This is a genomic window from Shumkonia mesophila, assembly GCF_026163695.1.
Taxonomy (GTDB): Bacteria; Pseudomonadota; Alphaproteobacteria; order Rhodospirillales; family Shumkoniaceae; genus Shumkonia; species Shumkonia mesophila.
Genome location: NZ_JAOTID010000034.1, coordinates 1 through 17,811, shown reverse-complemented (window position 1 = coordinate 17,811; position 17,811 = coordinate 1). Strand labels below are relative to the sequence as shown.

The following is a 17,811-nucleotide window of genomic DNA, read 5'->3' as shown; positions in this document are numbered from 1 at the left end:
ACGCGCAGGCCGGCGCCGTAGGCGACCGACAGCGCCGCCTGGTGCTTGATGCAGGTGGTCGCGTTGAGCAGACGGGCTACCTCGTCCCGGCTCAGCACCACGGGCAGCTTGCGCGGATGCCTCACCCGCACCAGCTTGCGAGCGAGATCGGGCCGATCGAGGGTATGGGTGAAGAAGAAACGCAGTGCCGACACGATGCTGTTCATGGTCGGCGCCGGCATCCCGGCCTCGCCCTGCTCGATCTGGAACCGGCGCAGATCTTCCGCCGTCGCCCGATCAGGCGACCGCCCGACGAAGGTGGCAAACCGACCCATGTCGCGAAGGTAGTTGCGCTGCGTCTCCGGCGAGAACCGGCGCATGTTCATGTCGTCGATCAGCCGCTGGCGCAACGGGCTGACAGGGACCGCGGAAATGGACTCGTTCATCGTCTGGCTCCTCTTGGTTGAAAGGAGCCAAATGGTCCACCTCGGCCGGGCGACGCTCAATCGGGACCCGATGATCGACGGCCTGCCGCTACCTCACCGCTCGCACCCATCCCGCGCAGCGGGTTCGTTCCTCGGCCCCTTCGCGACAAGGTAGCGCCCATCATCGCCGTTCGTGCGGCTGCGAGCCGCCTCGAAAGCGGATGTTGCTGAGCAAGCGACCGGGTTCTCAGCTCAGCCAGGAGACACTCGGCGGCGACACCAGCTTTCACCAAGCAGGCGTGCCGGCATAACGAGGACAAGCGGAGGCCGGTGCCATCATCGAAGAGAAGTAAAGCCCCCGACAACCTCAATGCCATTCAAGCTGTCCCTGGCATCGACTACTTCAAATTCAAGTTTTGTAAAGTCTTTGCTTAAGATTCTCTCGCGACACGCGAATGTGGTCCTTGAGGCGGGCTATGGCATCCTCCGTCCGCCCCAGCTTCAGAAAGGCGAGGATTTCCATATGGTCCCGCATGGCGGCGCGGGCTTCTCCTTCTTCCTCCATCGACAAGAACCGGAAACTGGTTGCGAGTCCATACACCGAGTTCAGGAAGTCCTGAAGGCGACGGTTGTCCAGGATCGATACCAGAACGAGGTGGAAATCGTTCTGTGGATCAGTGAGGGCGCGGGACCCAGAGCTTTTCAGGCCGTCGGCCCCGCGAGCGATGCAATTCTCGAGCTTCTCGATGATCTCGGCGTCGGACGGCGTGATGCGCCGCAAAGCCTCCGCCTCCACCAGTGATCGAATGCTGTAGATTTCATCGATATCCCTTGGCGTCGGCGCGGTAACGATCATCTTTCGGCCACGCCCTACGGCGACCAAGCCCTCGCTTTCCAGAACGCGAAGGGCTTCGCGAAGAGGGGTGCGACTGACGTTGAGTTGCGCTGCCAGGCGACTTTCGCTCAGGACTAGGCCCGGCGGCAATAAGCCCTCGAGAATCGCGCTCCTCAACCTTTCGAGAACGGCGTGTCGCAGAGGCACGAAGGACGGCTGGTCGGAAATCGGCTCCAGACTGAACCCGTTGTCTGGACCATCTGTGCGGGCCCTACTTCTGGGCATGGCGTGCCGGTCCGACCACAAGAGAGGGTTCCATGCCGAACCTGATCGAGCCGCCAAGTTGTCTCGGCCTATATCGCACAAGATCTAACATCGCAGGGTTCCCGAAAAACACTAAGGATTCCGTCGGTTCCTGCCCATAACGGAGCCCGGTGCAAAAAGCAATATGGACAAAAAATGTATACTGGTATATCGGTATACAAAGCAAGAGCGAACTTGCGGCCGGTTACGCCGGTGTTGCCCTGGGATGCCAAAGCAAATGCGGGAGAATCAGATATGACGGAATCCGAGATCCTTACGAATGAAAAGGTCGTGCGAGAACCTTCGCGCGCGACGCCGATTGTCCGCGAGGTGGATGTCCTGGTGTGCGGCGGCGGCCTTTCGGGGATCGGAGCCGCTTTGGGCGCGGCGCGAGCGGGCGCCCGGACGCTGATTGTGGAACGGAATGCCGGGCTTGGCGGTGCCGCTACGGCGACGCTCATGAACACATGGAACGTTCCGGTGGAACGCATGACCGGCGTCGCACAGGAAATCGCCCACAAGCTTGCCGAACAGGGCGCAGGCGTGGTTGGTGGACCGACGTTTCCATTCAACCCGGAACAGTTCAAGGAACTGAGCGTCCAGCTGATCAGCGAGGCTGGCGCGGAGATCCTGAATTACACCTGGGTGGTCGATCCTATCATGGTGGGTAACCGACTCCGTGGCGTGATCGTCCAAAACAAGTCGGGGCGCCAAGCAATCCTGGCAAAGACGGTGATCGATACGACCGGGGATGCCGATATCGTCGCGCTTGCCGGCGGCGAGCACGTCAAAGGCCGCGAGAAGGACGGCAAGATGCGCCCGATGTCGGTGTTGTTTCGCCTTGGTGGCGTCGACATCAAGAGAGCCGTCGACTATTGCCGCCAGAACCCCCAAAACTTCACCGCCGATCCGAATTTCCACATATTGGACATCGACCACGGCTTGGTCCGGCTGTCGGGATTTTTCGACATCGCCGAGAAGGCTCGGGCGGCCGGTGAACTGCCCGACGAAATCCACTACATCCGGATGGAGGGAATTGACGTCGCTCGCGGTGTTGTGATGGTCAACAACTCACGTGTCTACGGCGTTGACGGAACCAATGCCTGGGACATCACGCGCGCGGACCTTCAGGCGCGGCGCCAGAACCGGATGGTGTTTGACGTCATTCGCAAGTACATTCCCGGTTTCGAGAAAGCTTGGGTGATCGACTCCTCGGCCAACATTGGGGTGCGGGAAACCCGTCGGGCGCGGGGCCCAAAGCTGGTCAGCCAGGATGACTTCCAGTCACAGCGTCGCTGGCCGGACAGCGTCGTCCGCATCTGGCGCCACATGGCTGCGGGACGCGACTGGCACAAGGCCGACGGAGGCGAGGGCGCGCCGGGCGACGCGGTTTACCGCACGGCGACGACGCAACTGACATGGTTCGAACTGCCGTGGGGGATATTCACGCCCAATCGAGTCGAGGGGCTCCTGGTTGCCGGTCGCACGCTGTCGGTCACGCACGATGCCGACATGTGGACTCGCGGCCAATACTGTTGCCTGGTCACGGGACAGGTTTCCGGTGTCGCCGCGGCGCTGGCCGCGTCACGTGACATGTCGCCCTCCGTGATCGAGGTCGCCGACCTGCAGCAGAGCCTCCGTGCCCAGGACATCGATATCGGCGAGGCAGGCGAAAGGTTGGCCGACGGTGGGGAGTGCCGGGCTGCCGTGAAGTAGGTTGGGTGGGACTTGGCACATGCATGAGGGGCGGCATCCGTGGCAACATACACAGACTTCAAGGCGATCCTGATACGGGCGACTTCCGTCATCATGGCGGGCTACTTCATTTGGGTGGCCGTGGCCGGCATGCCCGAGCCGCTGGTGGTTCGCCCGATTTTCGTTGGCTTCGTCATTTTCCTGGGCTTCCTGGGGGCCGGCGTCGGGTCCGAAAAGGGCGAGCGGAACCTAGCCCTCACCATCCTCAACTGGGTCTTGGCAGCGCTCGGGATCGCCCAGGCGATCTATATCCAGATCGAGTACGACCGCATCGTAACGCGCCTCATTTACTTCGACGACGTTACCATGGCGGACTGGTTCTTCGGTGTCACCGCGATCCTGCTGATACTCGAGCTGACCCGCCGGATGGTGGGCAATACCCTCGTCATTCTCGTCGTATCCTTCATCTTATATACAATCTTCGGCTATCTCTTCCCTGGCTTCCTGCGCCATCCGGGCATTGAGGCGCAGGTCCTGCTCGAGCAGTTCTTCCTGTCGACCAATGGTCTGTTCGGGTCGCTGACGTCCTTGGCGTTGGCCGAAGTCCTGATGTTCATCTTTCTCGGCGCCTTCCTGCAGGCGGCCGGGGGGACCGAGTTTTTCACGCGACTGGCAGAGGCGGTGACCAAGAACGCCCGCGGCGGCCCGGCCAAAGCTTCGGTGATCGGGAGCGCGTTGTTCGGGGCCATCAGTGGAAGCGGTGTGGCAAATGTCTACGCCACCGGATCGGTCACCATCCCGATGATGAAACGGGCCGGGTTCAGACCCGAATTCGCGGCTGCCGTGGAGGCCGTCGCCTCGGCTCTGGGGCAGATTATCCCGCCGATCATGGGTGCCACGGCGTTCATCATCGCGCAGTACGCACGTACCAGTTACCTTGACGTGGCGATGGCGGCGCTCGTTCCGTCGTTACTTTACATATTTGCCGTCTATGCGGCAGTGCATATGGAGACGAACAGGCTGGGGATCGGCGTTTTCCGGAGCGAAGGAACCTTGCCGTCGATGACATCGACTTTCCGCGACTACGGTCACCTGCTCCTCCCCATCGCGATACTCATCTTCCTGCTGACACAGCGATACACAGCCCATTTCTCGGCCACGGTTGCCGCCCTTTCCGTGCTCATGCTGAGCTTGCTGAGGCCGGCCACCCGCATGACGTGGAAGGATCTGGTTCAGGCGATCGAGACGGCCGTATCGCGCGTCGTTTCGTTGACGGTGACCTTGGTTGCCGCCGGGCTCGCGGTGTCGGCCCTCAGTTCGACCGGAACCGTGTTCAAGGCGAGTGCCATGATCATCACCTTGGCGCAGGGAAACTTCCTGATCGTGTGTGCGCTCGTCGCCTTGACAACGATCGTACTGGGCATGGGGCTGCCGCCCGTCGGGGCCTTTCTGATCGCCTCGGTTTTCGGTGCCCCGGCGCTTATGGAATTTGGCGTCAGCGCCTTCACGGCCTACATGTTCATCTTCATGTACGGCGTCGTCGCGCTGATCACGCCGCCGGTGTGTCTGACTAGTTTCGCCGCCGCCTCGATTGCCGAAACCGACTTCATGAAGACCGGCCTTCAGGGGTTCATTATCGCCCTGCCGGCCTACTTCATTCCCTTCATCATCATTCACGATCCCGTCTATCTCAACATCGTGGGGCAGGGGGTCGTTCATGGGCTGTGGGCCCTCGTCACCGCGGTCATCGGCATCATTTCCATGGTCGGCTGCACCGTGGGGTATCTGATCACCAGGACATCTTGGCCCCTGCGCATTGTCCTGCTGGCGGCTGCGTTGTCGCTTCTCGTGCCGGGCCTGCCAAGCGACATCGGTGGAATCGCCGGGTTGGGTACGGTCATTGCGATACAACTCTTTCAGAAATCAAGACAAAAAAAGCTCAAGACGGACCATGAAAAGCCGCAATTACTTATGTAGAGAAATACTTATGTAAAGAAACCACGAAATCTTGCGTGAATGGGAGATACACGATGATTAAGAGCAAAATCAAATCAATTGCACTCGGCATTTCGATAGCCTCCCTCTGTGCGACGGCGGGTGTCGCTGCGGACAAGAACACCATCACGTTCCACACGGGATCTGTCGGCGGCTTATACATGGAGCCGAGCGTCGTGTGGATCGAGCAGTGGAAACAGGCGATTCCCAACCTTGACGTTTCTGCCATTCTCGGGGGGTCGATGACCAACCCGCTGAAGGTTGCGGCGTCCGATCCGAACACGGCGATGGGCTGGAGCACCCTGCCGCTGGCCCGCGATGCGATGGTGGGCGAAGGCGACTTCGAGAAGCGTGCGCCCGGCGGCATCAAGAACCTGCGGGCATTGTGGCGTGTCAATAATCTGACGTGGGCGGAATTCATCGTGCGGCCGCAAGCGGTGCCTGCCGGCGTGACCACGCTGGGTCAGTTCCTTGCCGCCAAGCCGAAGGCTCATTGGGCGTTGAAGACCAAGGGGAGTGGCGCGGAATCAATGACGAGGATTCTGCTGCAGTTGTATGGCGTCAGCTACGACGACCTGCAGAACTGGGGCGGCAAGGTGTCCTTCAACAACACCTCCGATGCCGCCAAACTGATCATCGACGGCCATGCCGACGTGTTCGTGAATGCCATGCCGGTGCCGGCATCCGACGTTCTCGACATGGATGCGTCCGTCAAGGGGTTGAAATGGCTTGCTCTCGACGCGAAGCAGACCGAGATGCTGGCCGGGGAGTACGGCTATATCGGTGCCGACCATCCGATCGGCCAATACAAGAGCCTGCAGACCCCCATTCTCTCGGTTGCCTACGACCACGTTGTTTTCGTCCATGAGGGCATGGATGCGGAACTGGTCTACAAGTTGACCAAGACGGTCCTCAGCGCCCCCAACAAAGTCCAGGCGTTGCCCTCGTTTGAAACCTTCGATCCGAAGCTGGCCGGCACGCAGACGGTGTTCCCGCTGCATCCCGGCGCGAAGCGCGCATACGAGGAACTCGGCCTTCCAACGAAGTAGCGACGACTTCGGCCGGGCGGACGCTACGCCGCGTTCGCCCGGCTCCGTTTTTCCGGGAATCCATGGCCATTGGATGCCTGCGATCCAAGGGTGGGCGGTCTGCCGAAGCCGTCCCTCATTCGAACAATCAAGGCCTCGACAGAAATCAACGCAAGCGGACGTGGAGGAAGTGACCATGACTACTACAGGAGAGCAGCGCATTTCCCTTGAAGGGGATGCGGTTGTCGAGCATCGAACGGTCCCCGTCGTCGGCGAATTCGACGTCATTGTGGTGGGCGGGGGATGTGCCGGCATCGTGGCCGGGATCGCGGCCGCCCGCTCGGGCGCCAAGACCCTTCTTATCGAGGCATCCAGCTTCCTCGGCGGCGAGATTACGCACGGCTACCAGTTGAACTTCGGGCAACCCTCGTTTTTTCACGCCCGCAAACAGCTCATCCGCGGCATCACCGGCGAGATTGTCACCGACCTGGTGCGCATGGGCGGGTTCATCCGCACCGACGGCTCCTCGCCGGTCAATCCCGAAATGTTCAAGCATCTGGCCTTGAAGAAACTGATCGAGGCGGGTGCCGAGGTCCGGCTCTATACGCCGTTCTCGGATGCGATCGTCGAGAACAACGCAATCCGCGGCCTCGTCGTCGAGGCGAAGGCCGGGCGCCAGGCGTTGCTGGCCAAGCGGATCGTCGACTGTTCCGGCGATGCCGACGTCGCGGCGCGGGCCGGGGTTCCCTTCGAAATCGGCCGCGAGTCGGATCACCGGGTGCAGCCACTCAACATGACCTTCATGCTGGGCGGGGTCGACATCGATGCCGTCATCGCCTACGTGAAGGCCCATCCCGACCAGTTTGGCATGGGTCTCAACCGGACCATCTTGCAGGAGGGTGTTCGGCCGGCGATCCGGGTAACCGGATTCTTCGACATTACCCGCCGCTATGCCGACGATTATGGCCTGAAGGTCCAGTACACGCGTTTCGGGACGGTCCCGGCCGGCGACGGCAAGCAGCTGGTTTACGTCAACATGCCGAGGGCGATCCATTACGATCCGCTGGATCCGGCCGATCGGACGCGCGCCGACCTGATGTTGCGTGAGCAGCTTCTGTCCGTTCACCGTTTCCTGACCGATCATATCCCCGGTTTTGCCAAATCCTTTATCGTGACGACGAGCCCATGGGTGGCAATCCGCGAAAGCCGTCGCATCGTCGGCGAGTATGTCCTCGACGCCAAGGAGATCCTGGCCGGCAAGACCTTTGACGACGCCATATTCCGGTCCGCCATTGCCTTCGCTGGCAGCGGTCATCCGCATCCGGTGGACGGCGAAGAGGGTGCCGAGGGCAGTACGTACGAGTTTGCGGAGAAGGAATGGCACGAGTACGAAGTGCCATACGGCGTGGTGGTGCCCAAGGAAATCGACAACCTGCTGGTCGCGGGGCGATGCTATTCGGCGACGCACGGGGGGCTGGGGCTGGCCAAGAGTGTTCCAGTGATGATGGCGGCCGCCCAGGCAGCCGGGACGGCTGCCGCGCTCTCCATGCAGGCGGATGTGACTCCGCGTGCCCTCGACGTTAAAGCCCTGCAACATCGGTTGGTTGCCGACGGAGTCTACCTGCCCAACGTTGGTTAAGATTTATATCGCCTGAGAAACGGGAATCGCAAAGGAAACGGCCATGGATATCGAACGCTTTCGCGGAAAGGCGGTCGGTCGGAACAAGGCGGTACGCCACGCCGGCATCGTGTATGTCGTGGGCACGGCGGAAGAGGCTGGTCCCGACATCCGGGCCCAAACGAGAGCACTTCTCGAAAAGATCAGTCAGACCCTTTTCGAAGCTGGCAGCGACCGCTCGCGGCTGCTGCGGGTTCAGATCTTTCTGGAGAACATGGCCGACAAGCCGGCGATGGATGAGGTATGGAACGAGTGGATCGGCAGTGACTGGCGATTGTGGCCACAGCGTGCCTGCGTTGGGGCGGCGCTAGCGGAAGGGGCTCTGATCGAGATTGTGGGCACGGCGGCGGCAAAGGACAAAGAAGCGGAGTAGTCGCCCCAATCGGAGCAGCCGCGGCAGATGTTCGGTGGAAGCTGGAATCCCCAGCGGACCAGATCACGCTCCATTGTGCTTGCCTTGCTGCCGATCAAGGCCTTCTGAAGGGGTGGGATGCTGGAAATCGCCGTCATCGCCGACGACCTGACGGGAGCGGCCGACACCGGCATCCAGTTCCGCGCGCTCTATCCGCACGTGCTGCTGATGGCCGATAACGGGCTGGCGGCCAAGCCCGGCGGGAGGATCCCCGAAGTGCTGGCGGTGCATACCCTGAGCCGGGCGCTGCCGGCGGCCCAGGCCAGGGCGCGCATCCGGCTGGCGGCGGAGCGGCTGACCCTGTGGCGGCCGGGCCGGGTGTTCAAGAAGGTGGATTCCTGCCTGCGCGGCAACATCGGGGCCGAGGCCGACGCCCTGATCGACACCCTGGGCCTGGAGCTGAGCTTCATCGCGCCCGCCTTCCCCAAGGTCGGGCGCACCACCATCGAGGACGTGCATCTCGTGCACGGCCGGCCGGTGGCCGAGAGCGAGATGGGCCGCGACCCGGCGACGCCGGTCACGGAAAGCCGGCTCTCGCGGGTCATCGCCGCCCAGAGCCATCACCCGGTCGGCCATATCGAGCTGGCGACCGTCGCCGGCAGCGAGGCCAAGCTCATCGCCGCCATCTGCCGCTTGGCCAAGGATGGCGCGCGTCACATCGCCTTCGACATCGCCGAGGAGGACCACTTGGCGACGGTGGCCGGCCTGGCGCTCAAACATTTCAGGGCGACGCTGCTGGTCGGCTCGGCCGGGCTGGCCCAGGGTTTGTGCGACTGCCAGCCGCACCGGACGCCGAAGCATACGGCCCGCCTCAAGGCGGCGCCGGGCCACCACCTGATCGCACTGGGCACCGCCTCGCCCCGGGCCCGCCGCCAGGTCGAGGCGCTGCGGGCCGCCCGCCCCTTCGCGCTGATTGAGCTGGAGGCCGGCCGGCTGGCCAAGACCGACCTGGTTCCCGAGGAGGACGACCTGGCCGACCTCGCCGACGCCCTGGCGGCCGGCGACGTCATCGTGCGCATCGCCGCCCCGCACGGCGAGACCTCGGCTCGCACCACCCGGCGGGTGGCCGGCGGCTTCGGGGCGCTGATCGCCGCCCTGGTGGCGCGCACGCCCCCGGCCAGCCTGTTCCTGTCGGGCGGCGACACGGCGATTTCCGTGCTGGGCCGGCTGGGCGCCCGCGGGCTCAGGCTGGAGCGCGAGATCGTCCCCGGCCTGGTGCTGGGCACCGTGGTCGGCTGCGCCTTCGAGGGACTGGCGGTGGGCACCAAGCCCGGCGCCTTCGGCGACGACGACGCGTTGCTCAAGTGGCGCGACACCTGGTCCGGATAGGAAGCGACAATGCCCCCATACCGTCCCCTGCTTGCCATCACCTCGGGCGATCCCGCCGGCATCGGCCCCGAGATCGCCGCCATGACGCTGGCGAGAGAAGACATCCATCGGGATTGCCGGCCGCTGGTCATCGGTGATGCCTGCGTCATCGAGGACGCCGCGCGCGTCTGCAAGCTCGGCCTCGCCGTCCACGCCGTCGGCAAGCCTGACGGGGGGCTCTATCGGCCGGGGACCGTCGACGTGTTGGATCTCGGCCTCATGACGCCGGCCGACCACCAGTACGCCCGGGTCACCGCCAAACAGGGAGACGCCGCCTACCGTTACGTCGCCAAGGCCATCGAACTGGCCATGGCGGGCGAGGCCGACGCCACCGTCACCGGGCCGATCAACAAGGAAGCCCTCAACCTCGCCGGCCATCACTACGCCGGTCATACCGAGATTTACGGCAAGCTGACCGGTACCAAGGATTACGCCATGATGCTGGCGGACGGCGCCTTCCGGGTGGTCCACGTCTCAACCCACGTCAGCCTGCGTGAGGCCTGCGACCGGGTGAAGACGCCGCGCGTGCTCAGGGTCATCGAACTGGCCGACGCCGCGCTCAGGCAATTGGGCATCGGGAAGCCCCGCATCGGAGTGGCCGGCCTCAACCCGCATTGCGGCGAGGCCCGCATGTTCGGCACCGAGGACGAGGACGAAATCCTTCCCGCCGTCGAGCAGGCAAGATCAGCGGGCATCGCCGCCGAAGGGCCGCTGCCGGCCGACACCATCTTCTCGAAAATGGCCGGCGGCATGTTCGACATCGTGGTCGTCATGTACCACGACCAGGGCCACATCCCGACCAAGCTGATCGGCTTCAAGTACGACGAGGCCACCGATACCTGGGGCCAGATGGCCGGCATCAACATCACGCTGGGGTTACCCATCATCCGCGTCTCGGTCGACCACGGCACCGCCTTCGACCGCGCCGGCAAGGGAACCGCCAACCCGCAGTCCCTCATCGAAGCGATGCGTTATGCCACGCGCTTCGCCGAAGGGCGGAGCGAAGGCTGAACCGGAGGGAACAATTTTCAGCCCGCCGGACGAAAGCCGGTGAAGCTTTTACTCAGCCGCTGCAGCTCTCGGCCGCGGGAAGTGGCGTCCGCTTTGGGTCAATCACTGCGGAAGCAGTGACCGGCCGCGATGTCCGCTTTCCCCGTGCCGCATCTGTCCGTCGTCAAAACATTTGGGACATGTGAACTGATCGGATAACGGAGGCTCTGGCTCCTCGGCGGTTGATGTTAAGCCGCATACCGGATCCTTGGTTCTGGTCAACTCGTTCATGGGTTCAACCCTCTCTTGAAATTCGTACCAGGCGCGTCGGTCAGACGGGTCTGGCCGCCAAGCAAAATGGAGGCGGGAGCATCACGCCCCCGCCAGGGCCGCGACCGCGCCACCCGCGTCGAGCGGTTTGACGGCCGCCCAACTGCGCAGCTTTGACAACGCCGCGCTTTCGACCTGCCTGGCCCGCTCGGCGCTGATGCCGAAAACCGATCCCAAATCCCCCAGCGTCCAGGGAGAGTCGCTGAGATGGCGCGCGATGATGATGGCCCGTTCGCGCTCGCTGAGGCCGTTCAGGGCGTTTCGCAGCCAAGCACTTCGGTCCCGTCGTTCGCGGACCCCGACAACGATTTCCTCGGGTGATGGGCCTTCAGCAGCCAGAGTGACACCGTTGGCCACGTCCGGATCGATTTCCTCCATCGCGGGCACGTCGGCGCCGCCGAGGAAGGCTTCCATTTCGTCGATGGCGCGTACGGAAACGGCGAGCGCGGTGGCGGCCCGCTCGCGCTCCTCGCCGCCCATCCGTCCGTCGATCCGCAAACCGTACCGTAACCGCTGAAGGCGGAAGAAGAGTGAGCGGTGTGCTCCACTGGTGATCCGCCGGACGACAGATCGGTTGTTGAGCACGTAGTCCTGGATGGCCGCACGAACCCACCACGTCGCATAGGTCGAAAAGCGGACTCCGCGCTCCGGATCGAAGCGGTTCGCCGCATGGACGAGGGCGGCGTTGCCTTCCTGGATCAGGTCGTCAAACGACAGATCGAATCCGCGAAACCGTTTGGCGACGCCGAGAACGAGGTGGCGGTGCGCCGTGACCAGTTCGGCCAGGGCGCGGCCGTCGCCCGCGTTTTTCCATCGCCGGGCCAGTTCCAATTCCCGCTCGGCGGTCAACCGGGCTGCGGAGCCACGGGTTTCCGTGCGCGGTTTCGTTACATGAAAAGTCATTTGCATCGTACTCTCCGAACATTCCCAAATTCCATCTGACGCCCTTGAATGAGGGGCTTTGGCGTCGAAGCGACCGGAGACCGGGGCCTCGCGCGATCAAGCGTGGACGGGGACTCTCGGAGGGAAGGGATCGGGCGCATCCGCCCGTGGCGAGATAGGAGCCGACACCGCCACGGCATAATCCGTTGTTGGGGGGACACGCCAAGGACCGCCCTGGGACGGACTCGTGGCGACCGGTGAGCCACACGGGGCCGAGCAGTGGTCGCCAGCGTGGCCGCCAGACTCCTCGCCGGCTGTCGGGCACGATGCGGCCGCGACGACCTCGATGGCGTGTTGATCGACGGCGGATATGCTGGAGTTTTCGACTGTCGCCTGCGCCGGCGAGGCGAGGCCGATCATCATCAGGCCAATGATGAAAACGACCCCCGAGATGGCTCTCGCCGCCGTCGCTGACGGTGCGAGGCGGGCCCGTAACGCCCGCAACAACCATGGATGTTCCGTGTTCATCTGTCGACCCACGCGTTCCGTCGGGCCTCGCGATCGGTCACCCCTTTCGAAAAAAGGGCGCACCGTTTCACTTGGGGGGCCTTCGATAGTTTTCAATGTAGAGCGCCGCGACAGGGGCCGGCGGAAAAAATTGTGACAGAGTTTGCCAACGCGCCTGACTGGCAATCTTTGTGACGAAAAACCGTGCCGCCGGCAAAGTCCTGTTACAGGTCGGCGGTTGAATGGCCCCATCGAAGTTCGGAATTCACCAGAGAATGGGAGGCCATCATGGAACGCTTTCTCAAACGTACCGCCCGCATCGTCAATGGCCAGATCGGTGGCAAGTCGGGCTGCGGGCTTCGCGTCGGCGCGGTGCGCCGGATCGACGAGTGGACCGCCACCGCCGACGTCTTTGGATGCAATGGCGTACTGGTTCAGCGCTACACGGCCGACCGCCACACCGGCGAAATCCGCCGCGTCCTGTAACTCGGGCAACCTGGTCACCCCTGGCGAGGAGGCATCGAATGGAAAACGGACCAATGATGAACGGTGGATGGATGGAAGGCCTATGGGCATCCGTCGGATACCACGGACTGGTCTGGCTCGGCCTTCTTATCGTAACGGCAATTTTTGCCGTCGCCCTCGTTCGCGAATGGCGCAGGGAAGGGCCCCTGAGCAAGCCTGCTGGTGAAAGATCAGGCCGGTGATGCGGCCCATTCGAAAAGACCGAGCAAACAAGGAGCCTTGCCGCCATGACATCGCTGCCCTGGGCGAAGAGAACCCCTTCTGGCGTTCGCGAAATCGACACCTCCAACGAATGCCTGGAATTCCTTCTCGAACGGCAATTTCTGCATGGCCTCCCTTGCGATAGCGCTGGACGCCGTTGCCCCAAGATCGATGACCTCACGCGCTTCCTCGTCCACAAGTTCGAACGCGAGGAGATCCTGATGGAGCGGGTCGGGTTTCCGGGCCTCCTCCATCACCGGGGCGAACACGCCAAGCTCTTGGCGAGACTGGATATCATGAAGAACAACCTGGTGTGCGGGGACTACGACTCCCAGCGAGTTTTTTCCGTCGTCACGACTTGGGCGGTGCGTCATCTCCGCGAATTTGATGACCCGTTCGGCCGGCATCTTGCCCAGCAGATCGAGCCCCGACAGGAAGCCGGAAGACCCGCTTGGCGCCTTGAAATCTAGCCGTTCCGGAGCCCTGCCGACGGGGGGCCAAGAACCGCCCTGCGGTCTATATGGAGACGTCACATGGAATCACTATTTCCCTACCTGCTCTGGGGAGGCCTGTTCTTCCTGATGATGCGGTTCGGTTGCGGCTCGCACATGTTCGGCCATCGCAACGGCGACCAGGGCCAAGCCAAAAGCGCCGGCCACGGCGGGGGACATGGGTGTTGCGGACCAACCCCAAAGACGACCCCGGAAAAGCGCGACGCTTCCCAGGCCAATCTGCCTTCGTCGGCCGTGCACAAGGATCCCGTCTGCGGCATGTCCGTCGCCCTCGACAGCGCAAAGACCAGCATCCATGCCGGCAAGGTTCACTACTTCTGCTCGCGGGACTGCAGGGAAATCTTCGAAGCGGGCCCCGAGAGCTATCTGAACGGCGCGGCCCATCTCCCTGGGCGTTCGGCCGTTCCGTCTATCCCCCACCACCGCCACGCCGATGTAGGCGATTCCCCCTCCAACACCAAACCATAGGAAAACGCAGATGAGGTTATTGGGCAAAGACATGGCGTTGCGCGATGTGGTCACGTCGCCGGTGGGGCTCATCGGGCTCGCCATCCTGGGGGTCGGCGGATACTCGCTGTGGACGAACCATCGGGAGCATGTGGTTGACGCGCTCGTCTACCTGCCGCTTGCCGCCTGCATGCTGATGCACTTTTTCATGCATGGCGGCCATGGCCACGGGCATGGCACCGGCAGCGAGCAGTCCCAAAAGGAACACCGACACATCACATCCCGCCATGAGGAGAAACCCTGAGGCGTCGATTGTCGCCATTTTCCGTCCCCGCCTTGAAAACGCGGCTTTCGGGAAGATAACCGCATCGAACAAGAAACCTCGTCCCGATGGGCGGCGATGCCGCCGCCGGGCGACAGGAATAAGAGCACTTGGCAAGGAAACGCATGTCACAACGGCTTGTCGGTCTGCTGATCGCCCTGGGTGTGGCGCTGTTTGCGCGGATGGGAATGGCTGCCGATCCGGCAGGCACGCACATCTTCTTCAGCGCCGGCTGCGCCGACTGCTGGCCCTACACCAAACAGGTGCTGGTGCCGGCTCTCCAATCGCAGAATCTGGCGCCGTCGCCGGAGATCCACGACTACACCGTTCCCGACGAGCGACGCCGGCTTCTCGAGATCGCCGACGGCATCGGCCTGCCGCGCTCCGTCGCCGATTCCCTCTACGCCTTCGTGCCGACCGAGCGGGGCCACCTTGTCATCCTCGGCCATGTGCCCGCCGACCTGATCCGCGCCGCCGTCGCGTCTCCGGCCCGCCCCGACCGCCTCGTCCTCTGGCAGCCGGCCATGCATGGAGATCCCACCGAATACCGCCTGTGGGCCTGGCGGGGCGCCGTGCAGACCTTTGCCATCGACACCCCGTTCGAGACCGCGCTTGCCCAGGCGCTCGTCGCGCAGGGGCCGCCGCCGGTCGGCCAGGCCAACCTTGCCCAGCTGCTGCCGGCCGTCGTCGTCACCGGACTGGTCGACTCGGTCAACCCCTGCGCGTTTGCGGTGATCCTGCTGCTGCTTGCCTTCCTGTTCACCCTGCGCCAATCGCGCGGCCGCATCCTTAAGCTGGGCTTCGTCTACATCGGCATGGTCTTCCTGGTCTATTTCGCCATCGGCCTGGGGATTCTCGGAACCGTACAGTTCTCCGACGATCCCCACTTCGTGGCACGGGCCGGGTCCTGGCTGCTGATCGCGCTGGGCGCCATCAACCTCGGGGAATACTACTTCCCGAATTTCCCCATCCGTCTGCACATGCCGGCCTTCGCTCACGCCCGTACCCGCGAACTGGTCGGCCGCGCCACGCTGCCGGCTACCATTGGCGCCGGCCTGCTGGTCGGCCTCTGCACCTTTCCGTGCTCCGGCGGCATCTACGTTTCCATCATCACCCTCTTGAACGCCAAGACCACGATGGCCTGGGGCATCGGCTACCTGGCGCTTTACAACATCATGTTCGTGGTGCCGCTGATCGCCATCCTGCTGGCCGCCGGCAACCGGGCGACGGCCAAGACCTGGGCCCAGTGGGAACGCACCCATTCCCTTCAAATCCGCCTGTGGTACGGCCTCGCGATGATCGCTCTCGGCATCGCGATGCTGGCCTGGATCATCGACTAGGAGGAACAGCCAATGCCTCAACCCCAGAAACCACTTCCGAAAAAGGCCGATGCCGCCCGTCGCAAAAAGCGCCGGACCGGGTTCCTGGCCCTTGTCGCCGCCGCAGCCATCGGTGCGGGCGCCTACGTCGGATTCGCCGGCAGTTCCGACGCCGGTTATGCGCAAGAGGACGTCGTGCGCGAACAGTCCTTCCGGGCCGTCCACGAAATGGGGAACGGGCCGCGCGCCCGCTTCCTGCCGACCGGCCAGCCACAGCCGCGCATCGAGATCCCGCGATCGTCTCACAGCTTCGGCACCATCGGCGCGAAGGACGTGGTCACCCAAACCTTCGTGATCCGCAACGCCGGCCAGGCCCCGCTGACCATTGCGCGGGCCTACACCACATGCGGCTGCACCGTCGCCGACATTTCGGCGCGGGTTATTCCTCCGGGCAAAGTGGCGCTGGCGAAGATCCGCTTCGATGCCGGCTTCCACGACACCCGCGGCCAGAGCGTGCAGCGCGGCCTGATCATCGAAAGCAACGACCGCGGCACCCCGAAAGCCGAGATCTGGGTCAACGCCTCGGTCGCCTCGTTCTGACGCGGAGCCATCCCATGGCGCGTATCCTGTCCGTCGTTGCCGTGCTCACCATCGGCTTCCTCTCGGCGTGCGGCGGTGGCGCACCCGACATCGACGTTGTCGAACGCCACGACATGGGCTCGATTCAAAAGGGGCAAGCTGCCTCGGCCAACCTGATCGTGCGCAACACGGGGAAGGCGCCGCTCGACGTGCAGTCCGTCAGCACGTCTTGCGGCTGTACGACGGCCGTCATGGAACCGAAGACGATCCCGGCCGGCGGCCAGGGAGTGCTACGCGTCATCTACGATTCCAATGCCCACGCCGAGGACATGGGGCCGATCAAGCGCTACGTCTTTGTCGCCAGCAACGATCCGGACGAAGGCGACGTGCGTATCGAATTCGCCGTCGACGTCCTATCCGCGCGGCCCGGAGATGGACAATGAACGCGACCCTGCCCGCTTACGCGCACGCCCCTCCTCCCACTTAACCCATGTCCGGTCTCGAAACCATGACCTTCGCCATCGCCTTTCCCAACATCGATCCGGTCCTCGTGCAGTTCGGGCCGTTCATGATCCGCTGGTATTCGCTGGCTTACATCGCCGGTTTGCTGCTCGGTTGGCGCTATATTCGCCTTCTCGCCAAGTGGCCGCCGGAGAGACTGCACGCCCGGGATATCGACGACTTCCTCGTCTGGGCCACCTTGGGCGTCATTCTCGGCGGCCGTCTCGGGTACGTCCTCTTCTACAACAGCGACTATTTTCTCGCGAACCCGCTTGCCGTCATCGAAATCTGGAAGGGCGGCATGTCCTTCCACGGCGGCCTTTTGGGAATGATCACGGCGACGCTGATTTTCTGTCGCCGGCGACGGATATCCCTGCTCGTCTTCGGCGACCTAGTCGCCGCTGCCGCCCCCATCGGCCTTTTTCTCGGACGCCTGGCGAACTTCGTCAACGGAGAGCTTTTCGGCCGCGTTACCGATGCGCCGTGGGGCGTTGTCTTCCCGCACGGCGGGCCGCTGCCCCGACATCCCAGCCAGATCTACGAGGCGCTGCTCGAAGGACTGCTGCTGTTTTTGCTACTGCTGGTGCTCGCCCGCTTTCGGAACATCCGCGAGCGTCCCGGCGTCCTTACCGGGGTCTTCCTGATCGGCTATGGAGCGTCCCGTCTCGTCATCGAGGTGTTTCGCCAGCCCGACGTTCAGATCGGCTTCCTGACCTGGGGGAGCACGATGGGCCAGTGGCTGTCGGCCCCGATGATACTGGCCGGCCTGCTTCTGGTTTTCACAGCCCACCCGAAGCCGGCGGAGAGTGGAATTTTTTGAAATGCGGCAGGCCTTCCTGAAGGCGGATTGACATGCACCGCGACCAGGATCGTCAGAGACTGTTCACCCGCCGCATGGCCGTGCTGGGCGGCGGCAAGGCCCTGCTGCTGTCGGCCCTGGTCGGGCGCATGTACTATCTTCAGGTGATCGAGGCCGAC

Annotated in this window: 18 protein-coding genes and 1 pseudogene; 15 read left to right on the top strand and 4 right to left on the bottom strand. The window is 63.4% G+C overall.

What is annotated here, in order from left to right; translation table 11 throughout:
* The 3 genes and pseudogenes from ODR01_RS24745 to ODR01_RS25340 all read right to left on the bottom strand — a co-directional run.
* The coding region (locus tag ODR01_RS24745) for a tyrosine-type recombinase/integrase (RefSeq protein WP_316980394.1) at window positions 1-425 on the bottom strand (425 nt) is incomplete at its 3' end.
* Window positions 426-813: 388 nt separating this feature from the next.
* Window positions 814-1,260, bottom strand: coding sequence for a GntR family transcriptional regulator (locus ODR01_RS24740; protein ID WP_316980393.1), 447 nt, complete (start codon window positions 1,258-1,260; stop codon window positions 814-816).
* A gap of 15 nt (window positions 1,261-1,275) precedes the next feature.
* Window positions 1,276-1,524 (bottom strand): annotated as a pseudogene (locus ODR01_RS25340) (GntR family transcriptional regulator); the annotation flags it as partial.
* A gap of 273 nt (window positions 1,525-1,797) precedes the next feature.
* Between ODR01_RS25340 and ODR01_RS24735 the strand changes: the two are divergent.
* The 7 genes from ODR01_RS24735 (at window position 1,798) to pdxA (ending at window position 10,729) form a co-directional block, all read left to right on the top strand.
* Window positions 1,798-3,258, top strand: coding sequence for an FAD-dependent oxidoreductase (locus tag ODR01_RS24735; protein WP_316980392.1), 1,461 nt, complete (start codon window positions 1,798-1,800; stop codon window positions 3,256-3,258).
* A gap of 39 nt (window positions 3,259-3,297) precedes the next feature.
* Window positions 3,298-5,214: a TRAP transporter permease gene (locus tag ODR01_RS24730; RefSeq protein WP_316980391.1), complete on the top strand. Its 1,917-nt coding sequence runs from the start codon at window positions 3,298-3,300 to the stop codon at window positions 5,212-5,214.
* A 53-nt stretch (window positions 5,215-5,267) separates the two neighbouring features.
* On the top strand, window positions 5,268-6,281 hold the full coding sequence (locus tag ODR01_RS24725) for a TAXI family TRAP transporter solute-binding subunit (protein WP_316980390.1): 1,014 nt from the start codon (window positions 5,268-5,270) through the stop codon (window positions 6,279-6,281).
* 73 nt (window positions 6,282-6,354) lie between these two features.
* A complete protein-coding gene (locus ODR01_RS24720) occupies window positions 6,355-7,899 on the top strand; it encodes an FAD-dependent oxidoreductase (protein ID WP_316980389.1) in 1,545 nt (514 codons plus the stop codon).
* 43 nt (window positions 7,900-7,942) lie between these two features.
* Window positions 7,943-8,311 carry a RidA family protein gene (locus ODR01_RS24715; RefSeq protein ID WP_316980388.1) on the top strand — a complete coding sequence of 123 codons (369 nt, stop codon included), beginning with the start codon at window positions 7,943-7,945 and terminating at the stop codon, window positions 8,309-8,311.
* A 117-nt stretch (window positions 8,312-8,428) separates the two neighbouring features.
* Window positions 8,429-9,679: a four-carbon acid sugar kinase family protein gene (locus tag ODR01_RS24710; RefSeq protein ID WP_316980387.1), complete on the top strand. Its 1,251-nt coding sequence runs from the start codon at window positions 8,429-8,431 to the stop codon at window positions 9,677-9,679.
* A gap of 9 nt (window positions 9,680-9,688) precedes the next feature.
* Window positions 9,689-10,729 carry a 4-hydroxythreonine-4-phosphate dehydrogenase PdxA gene (gene pdxA / locus ODR01_RS24705; RefSeq protein WP_316980386.1) on the top strand — a complete coding sequence of 347 codons (1,041 nt, stop codon included), beginning with the start codon at window positions 9,689-9,691 and terminating at the stop codon, window positions 10,727-10,729.
* A gap of 351 nt (window positions 10,730-11,080) precedes the next feature.
* On the opposite strand, the gene ODR01_RS24700 is transcribed toward pdxA, so the two are convergent.
* A complete protein-coding gene (locus ODR01_RS24700) occupies window positions 11,081-11,887 on the bottom strand; it encodes a sigma-70 family RNA polymerase sigma factor (RefSeq protein WP_316980385.1) in 807 nt (268 codons plus the stop codon).
* 828 nt (window positions 11,888-12,715) lie between these two features.
* On the opposite strand from ODR01_RS24700, the gene ODR01_RS24695 reads away from it, so the two are divergent.
* From ODR01_RS24695 to lgt, 8 genes are all read left to right on the top strand, one after another.
* A complete protein-coding gene (locus ODR01_RS24695; protein ID WP_316980384.1) occupies window positions 12,716-12,913 on the top strand; it encodes a hypothetical protein in 198 nt (65 codons plus the stop codon).
* Window positions 12,914-13,179: 266 nt separating this feature from the next.
* Window positions 13,180-13,623: a bacteriohemerythrin gene (locus ODR01_RS24690; protein ID WP_316980383.1), complete on the top strand. Its 444-nt coding sequence runs from the start codon at window positions 13,180-13,182 to the stop codon at window positions 13,621-13,623.
* A gap of 63 nt (window positions 13,624-13,686) precedes the next feature.
* On the top strand, window positions 13,687-14,133 hold the full coding sequence (locus ODR01_RS24685; protein ID WP_316980382.1) for a YHS domain-containing protein: 447 nt from the start codon (window positions 13,687-13,689) through the stop codon (window positions 14,131-14,133).
* A 10-nt stretch (window positions 14,134-14,143) separates the two neighbouring features.
* Window positions 14,144-14,416, top strand: a complete 273-nt coding sequence (locus ODR01_RS24680; protein ID WP_316980381.1) for a DUF2933 domain-containing protein — start codon at window positions 14,144-14,146, stop codon at window positions 14,414-14,416.
* Window positions 14,417-14,559: 143 nt separating this feature from the next.
* Window positions 14,560-15,774 carry a cytochrome c biogenesis CcdA family protein gene (locus tag ODR01_RS24675; protein WP_316980380.1) on the top strand — a complete coding sequence of 405 codons (1,215 nt, stop codon included), beginning with the start codon at window positions 14,560-14,562 and terminating at the stop codon, window positions 15,772-15,774.
* 12 nt (window positions 15,775-15,786) lie between these two features.
* Window positions 15,787-16,353: a DUF1573 domain-containing protein gene (locus ODR01_RS24670; RefSeq protein WP_316980379.1), complete on the top strand. Its 567-nt coding sequence runs from the start codon at window positions 15,787-15,789 to the stop codon at window positions 16,351-16,353.
* A 14-nt stretch (window positions 16,354-16,367) separates the two neighbouring features.
* Window positions 16,368-16,775, top strand: a complete 408-nt coding sequence (locus ODR01_RS24665) for a DUF1573 domain-containing protein (RefSeq protein ID WP_316980378.1) — start codon at window positions 16,368-16,370, stop codon at window positions 16,773-16,775.
* Between the two features lie 65 nt (window positions 16,776-16,840).
* Window positions 16,841-17,653 (top strand): prolipoprotein diacylglyceryl transferase, encoded by an 813-nt coding sequence (lgt, locus tag ODR01_RS24660; RefSeq protein WP_316980377.1) that lies wholly within the window; start codon window positions 16,841-16,843, stop codon window positions 17,651-17,653.
* Window positions 17,654-17,811 lie beyond the last annotated feature (158 nt).

Coding starts and splice junctions, on each gene's coding strand:
- ODR01_RS24725 (WP_316980390.1), top strand. CDS start 5,268: ATGATTAAGAGCAAAATCAAATCAATTGCACTCGGCATTTCGATAGCC.
- ODR01_RS24690 (WP_316980383.1), top strand. CDS start 13,180: ATGACATCGCTGCCCTGGGCGAAGAGAACCCCTTCTGGCGTTCGCGAA.
- ODR01_RS24675 (WP_316980380.1), top strand. CDS start 14,560: ATGTCACAACGGCTTGTCGGTCTGCTGATCGCCCTGGGTGTGGCGCTG.
- ODR01_RS24680 (WP_316980381.1), top strand. CDS start 14,144: ATGAGGTTATTGGGCAAAGACATGGCGTTGCGCGATGTGGTCACGTCG.
- ODR01_RS24685 (WP_316980382.1), top strand. CDS start 13,687: ATGGAATCACTATTTCCCTACCTGCTCTGGGGAGGCCTGTTCTTCCTG.
- ODR01_RS24665 (WP_316980378.1), top strand. CDS start 16,368: ATGGCGCGTATCCTGTCCGTCGTTGCCGTGCTCACCATCGGCTTCCTC.
- ODR01_RS24715 (WP_316980388.1), top strand. CDS start 7,943: ATGGATATCGAACGCTTTCGCGGAAAGGCGGTCGGTCGGAACAAGGCG.
- ODR01_RS24735 (WP_316980392.1), top strand. CDS start 1,798: ATGACGGAATCCGAGATCCTTACGAATGAAAAGGTCGTGCGAGAACCT.
- ODR01_RS24695 (WP_316980384.1), top strand. CDS start 12,716: ATGGAACGCTTTCTCAAACGTACCGCCCGCATCGTCAATGGCCAGATC.
- ODR01_RS24710 (WP_316980387.1), top strand. CDS start 8,429: ATGCTGGAAATCGCCGTCATCGCCGACGACCTGACGGGAGCGGCCGAC.
- ODR01_RS24720 (WP_316980389.1), top strand. CDS start 6,355: ATGCCTGCGATCCAAGGGTGGGCGGTCTGCCGAAGCCGTCCCTCATTC.
- lgt (WP_316980377.1), top strand. CDS start 16,841: ATGACCTTCGCCATCGCCTTTCCCAACATCGATCCGGTCCTCGTGCAG.
- ODR01_RS24740 (WP_316980393.1), bottom strand. CDS start 1,260: ATGATCGTTACCGCGCCGACGCCAAGGGATATCGATGAAATCTACAGC.
- ODR01_RS24670 (WP_316980379.1), top strand. CDS start 15,787: ATGCCTCAACCCCAGAAACCACTTCCGAAAAAGGCCGATGCCGCCCGT.
- pdxA (WP_316980386.1), top strand. CDS start 9,689: ATGCCCCCATACCGTCCCCTGCTTGCCATCACCTCGGGCGATCCCGCC.